The sequence below is a fragment of the Azospirillum sp. UFLA03-27 genome (genome assembly GCF_059803775.1).
In genome coordinates, this window is record NZ_JAUQTX010000363.1 from 1 (window position 1) to 4,896 (window position 4,896).

Sequence of the window (4,896 nt, forward strand, 5' to 3'; positions counted from 1 at the left end):
TGGCAGTTCACAACCGAAAATGCGCGGATCAAATTGCGCAGCCTCTACCCATCAGTTCAGCCTTGAACGAGGACTAGAGCAGATTCCGATCATTCTGGTTCGTAGCCGGCAGCGGTGAAGAAGGCTCGACTGTCGGTTGGCGTCACGTTGTCGATTGCATCGCGGATGGCATCCGACAGTTCTGGGAGCGTCCTTGCGGCGGCTTTCCTGAGGTTCGCCTTGATCTTCGAGAATGCCATCTCGACGGGGTTGAAGTCGGGGCTGTAGGGCGGCAGGAGTTTCAGGACGGCGCCTGTCCGCTCGATTGCCGCCCGGACGGCCGGAAGCTTGTGGGCGGGCAAGTTGTCCATCACGACGACGTCTCCGTGGCTCAACGTCGGCCCCAGGATCCGCTCGACATAAGCGAGGAAGGCCGCGCCGCCCATGGCGCCGTCGAGCGTCATCGGGGCGGTGATCCCCGACAACCGAAGGGCGCCGACGAAGGTCGTCGTCTTCCAGTGCCCATGGGGAACCGCAGCACGGCAGCGTCCTCCTCGTAACGCGCGGCCATACATCCGGGCCATCTTGGTGGAGGTGCCGCATTCATCGATGAACACCAGGCGCTCCGGGTCCAGGCCTGGCTGGGCGTCGAACCAAGCCTGGCGGCTGGCGGCTATGTCCGCTCGATCCTGTTCGGCAGCGTGCGCCGTCTTTTTTTCCGCGTTACGCCGTGACGCTGGAAGAACCGGCGCATGCTGCTGGGCAGCGGCCGATACCCCACCGCTGCGTCCAGACGCGCGGCCACCTCCGCCAAGGTCAGGTCGGACTTCTCTTCGATCCAGCCCAGAATGAGGTCCCGGTGCTCGTCGATCCGATGTGAGCGGACATTGCCACCACGCTTGTCCGGAGTCACGTCGCCGCGCGTCCGTGCACGGGCAACCCAGCGGATCGCCGAGGAAATCCCGACTTCGAAGCGCGCCGCGGCTGCCCGACAAGAGGCTCCAGCCGCAACCGCCTCCACCACGCGCCGACGAAGATCGACCGACAGTGCTTTCGCCATCCAGACCGGTCTCCTCCAACCAGTCCGAACCGTGAATCACAACGGCCCATCCTAGGGAATCCCCGATTCAGATGGCCGGCAATCCGTTCTAAGGCTGGAACTCATAAAAGGGGTTTCCAAGGATGGGCGGTCGTGATTCAAGGTTTCCGAAAGGAGACCTTTGTTGGACCGAGACTTTTTCTGGCTGACCGACACGCAGTTTGCGCGGCTTGGGTGGGGAGAGCTCAAGCGCGCAGGCTGCGTCCGATCACAACCTTGTACCGGAGCATCGTCACCTCGGCCAAGGAGCGGCGACCGTACTGGACCGCCGTCTGCCAGCCGAGCCGACCACGCCGGTTGATCATCTGGATGTGGCGATCGTGTTGGCTGGGGGGCGCCCCCGGCCGTGTCCCTCGGCACCGCGGTCGCGCGCGGCGGGATGATCACCTCGGCGTCTGGGGCACGCTCGGCAATGGGTCGATAAACGGGCTCGCCATCGTAGGCGCAGTCCGCCAAGTCCGCGCTGGTCGGGGGCTTGATCTGATCGAGCAACGAGGTGACCAGAGAGGCGTCACCCCCTCATTGCTCGTCAACTCCGAGGTGAGAACCTCCCCCATAGTGGGGTTGACCGCCAGATGAAGTTTTCTCCAGCTTCGGCGCGTCGTGCCGCCGTGCTTTTTCAATTGACAATCACCCTTGCAGAACACCTTCAGCCCCGTGGAGTCGATCACCACGGTCACCACCGGCCTTTTCTGCTCAGGAAGTGCTCGGATCAAAATATCCGTATTAATTCGGATAGCAATTAACTATTTGATTTTGCACAAGAAATTTTTTGGAAAGCGAGCCGTGGAACAGGTTCCGTAATGATACGGATGGCGGCGGACGATGTGCGTGGGTGAGAATTCGTCCCGGCCTGCATCGCAGTCGCCGTTCATCCGAGGACGCACCAATGACCGAGGGAGCTGACCGACCGCTGATCTGGATCGGACGTACGGACTATGGCCGTCTGCTGAGGGCAATGGGTCGGCTGGCCGTACAGGCTCCGGATGTATCGGCGCTCCTATCCCGGGAACTGGATCGCGCGATCGTCCGTCGGGAAGGCGATCTGCCCCGGACCATCGTGCGCATGGGCAGCCGAGTGCTGTTTCTCCGCGACGACGACATGCCGTGCGAACGGGGCAAACCGGTGCACCCGGACCAGTCGGCCATAGAAGGCCAGATCAGCCTTGCATCACCTTTGGGCGTGGCCTTGCCCGGCCTCCGGGAGGGAGCCCGCATGCCCTACAGCGATGCCGACGCAACCATGCGCTGGCTGTCGGTCGAGCGCGTTCTGCCGGCCTGAGCCGCTTTCTCTTTCCCCTTGCAGGATCGAATTATGAGCACACCGCCGCGGCCCAGCCGGCTGCCGACCATCACTTTGGCCAACAGCGTTCACGAGCGGCTGTCCGAACTTGCCTTTGCCGCTGGCGACCGGATGCCGGAGGTGGCGGAATATCTGGAACGCGAATTGGAGCGTGCCCGCGTGGTGTCTGATGAGGCTTTGCCGCCGTCAACCGTCACCATCGGCTCGCACGTCACGTTCGTGGATTGCGATACCGAGCAACGGCACAGCGTTACACTGGTGTGGCCTATGGGGGAGGATGTCTCGCACCAACGGCTGTCCGTCATGACGCCGGTGGGTGCGGCTCTGATCGGGCTTCGCGCCGGTCAAAGCATCGGTTGGAAGAACCGCATGGGGACGTGGCGTCGCCTCAAGGTTGAGGCGGTTTCTCAGCTCGACGGCACAGAGGGCGCTGGAAATCAGATTCTCTGATCCCGCCGATCATCCGCGGCTTGGCGCCGGCGTGCCGGAGCCTATGGCATTACGCTGTTCTCCATGATTGAGGCAAGGACGACACCATCATGAAAAGGCCACCCCCATCGTGGGGAGTGGGTGGATTGAGACGTCCAGATGGCGCCGTCGTCAGCCTGCCTCGCGCCCTGTCAAAACTCGGATTCTGTTCCCGCACGCAAGCCGAGGCTTTGATAGCCGAGGGGCGCGTGCGCGTCGACGGTCGGGTTATCCGCGCCGCGACGGCCCGCGTCGATCCCGGCCGCGCCCGCATCGCCGTCGATGGCGCGCTGGTCGTGGCCGAGCGTAAGGTCTACTTGGCGCTCAACAAGCCGCGGGGCCTTGTCACGACCCGGGATGATCCGCAGGAGCGGGCGACGGTCTACGATTGCCTTGAGGGGCTCGATCTCCCATTTGTTGCGCCTGTGGGGCGTCTCGACAAGGCGAGCGAGGGCCTTCTGCTCCTCACCAACGACACCCGCTGGGCGCAACGCGTCTTGAATCCCGCATCGGACGTCGAAAAGACCTATCACGTCCAGATCGACCGCCTGCCGGACGAAGGCATGCTGGAACGCGTGCAGGCGGGCATGGTGCTTGATGGCGAACGCCTTGTCGCGAAGTCGGCAAGCCTGCTCCGTGCCGGCGCACGCAATGCATGGCTCGAAGTTGTCCTCAGTGAAGGCAAGAACCGCCAGATCCGGCGCCTGCTCGGCGCTGTCGGGGCAAACGTGCTCCGCCTCGTGCGCGTCAATGTGGGCGGAGTGCGGTTGGGCGATCTCGCAAAGGGCTCGGTCCGGCATCTCACGCCGACGGAAAAGGCGATGCTTGATGTTCCAATCCCGACTGTTCCGGCATGTGTGAATGATGTGGTCTCTGTTCCCCGGGCAGTCGACTAGTCCGCTGCCTCGGTCAGGGTCGTCTTACCGACGTCTGGGCGCCCAGGACGATTGGCGCCGACGGCACGGATGCGGACCTCGGTTCCAGTCGGGGAGGGTGCTCCGTCCTGTGGAGCGCCAACGCTAACGGAGAAGCCCGGCAACACCAGCTTGCTACCGGGCCCGGCATCGGCCATGATTGGAGCTGCCATGATGATCGTCGCTCTCCAGAACCGTCCTCTTTTGCGCGCTGGTTGCGTGCATTCAGGCACGTCCGCCCCGGATCTGGACCGCTAGGCAGCGCCACGGTCCAGAACCGGGGCTCCACATTCCCGACATCGCCGCAGCTGGGGAGGACCCGCGTTTCATGCGGGCAATCCCCCTGGCTTGTTCCTGCTGACCGCCGTCGAGGCCGCCATCGCGACCTTGGACGTCAACTTTGGAGATGATCCGATGATGACGGAGCGTGACGTGACGCCGCCGAACCGCCCTGCTGAAGCCGAAACCCGCACATCGCAGGTCGTGCCGTTCAAACAAAGGCCGCAGCGGCCGGCCGCTTCCCAGCCTCGCCCGCAGAACGGCGGCGATGACACCTCGCCGCCCGCCGCGTGACACGGTCCCTGGCGGGTGGGGATGTCTCCCGCCTCGCCATCAAATTTCCGGGCCCACGTGTGAAAGGATAGAACCATGCCTTCTCCCGACCTGTTTCCGGCTGTCACGCTGTCATCCGACGACTACGTCCGCCTGCTCGGTCTTGCCGCCGCTTCCGCAGCATCGGAACCTGATGTCTCCGACTATCTGGGCGCGGAACTCGAGCGAGCGATGGTGGTACGGTCAGGCGAGGTCATGCCGACCGTGGTTGCGATGAACGCGCATGTCACCTTTCGCAACGAGGCGACCGGACGGGTTCGGACCGTTACCCTCGTCTATCCCTCGGAGGCCGATTTGGCCGCAGGAAAGGTGTCTGTCCTGACACCGATCGGCGCCGCGCTCATCGGTGTCGCCGAAGGGCACTCGATCTGCTGGTACACGCGTTCGGGCGAGGCGAAGACGCTGACCGTGCTGGAGGTGGAAAAATGAGGGCGCAGCGTTCCTTGACCTGCTCCCCTGAAACTCCTCCAGGCTGAGTTAGAGTCCGTCGAGCAAGGAGACGGACATGAAGAAGAGCCGGT

6 protein-coding genes and 1 pseudogene are annotated in these 4,896 nt (G+C 63.6%); 5 read left to right on the top strand and 2 right to left on the bottom strand.

The genetic code is table 11. From position 1 onward, the window contains the following. Positions 1-89 precede the first annotated feature (89 nt). Positions 90-1,039, bottom strand: a protein-coding gene (locus Q4I23_RS30515; protein ID WP_498528705.1) for an IS630 family transposase whose coding sequence is annotated in 2 segments (ribosomal slippage) — positions 90-700 and positions 700-1,039 — 951 coding nt in all. Because the reading frame shifts where the segments join, the coding sequence is not laid out codon by codon here. A gap of 227 nt (positions 1,040-1,266) precedes the next feature. Next, positions 1,267-1,758: pseudogene (locus tag Q4I23_RS30520) on the bottom strand (transposase); the annotation flags it as partial. Between the two features lie 209 nt (positions 1,759-1,967). On the opposite strand from Q4I23_RS30520, the gene Q4I23_RS30525 reads away from it, so the two are divergent. The 5 genes from Q4I23_RS30525 (at position 1,968) to rnk (Q4I23_RS30545) (ending at position 4,804) form a co-directional block, all read left to right on the top strand. Next, the gene (locus tag Q4I23_RS30525; RefSeq protein WP_498528706.1) at positions 1,968-2,360 is read left to right on the top strand and encodes a GreA/GreB family elongation factor; all 393 of its coding nucleotides are present in this window, start codon (positions 1,968-1,970) and stop codon (positions 2,358-2,360) included. 33 nt (positions 2,361-2,393) lie between these two features. Further along, the gene (gene rnk / locus Q4I23_RS30530; protein WP_454020002.1) at positions 2,394-2,831 is read left to right on the top strand and encodes a nucleoside diphosphate kinase regulator; all 438 of its coding nucleotides are present in this window, start codon (positions 2,394-2,396) and stop codon (positions 2,829-2,831) included. Positions 2,832-2,920: 89 nt separating this feature from the next. After that, the gene (locus Q4I23_RS30535; RefSeq protein ID WP_454020003.1) at positions 2,921-3,745 is read left to right on the top strand and encodes a pseudouridine synthase; all 825 of its coding nucleotides are present in this window, start codon (positions 2,921-2,923) and stop codon (positions 3,743-3,745) included. A 366-nt stretch (positions 3,746-4,111) separates the two neighbouring features. Then, positions 4,112-4,336: a hypothetical protein gene (locus Q4I23_RS30540; RefSeq protein WP_498528707.1), complete on the top strand. Its 225-nt coding sequence runs from the start codon at positions 4,112-4,114 to the stop codon at positions 4,334-4,336. 75 nt (positions 4,337-4,411) lie between these two features. Next, a complete protein-coding gene (gene rnk, locus Q4I23_RS30545; RefSeq protein ID WP_454020005.1) occupies positions 4,412-4,804 on the top strand; it encodes a nucleoside diphosphate kinase regulator in 393 nt (130 codons plus the stop codon). Positions 4,805-4,896 lie beyond the last annotated feature (92 nt).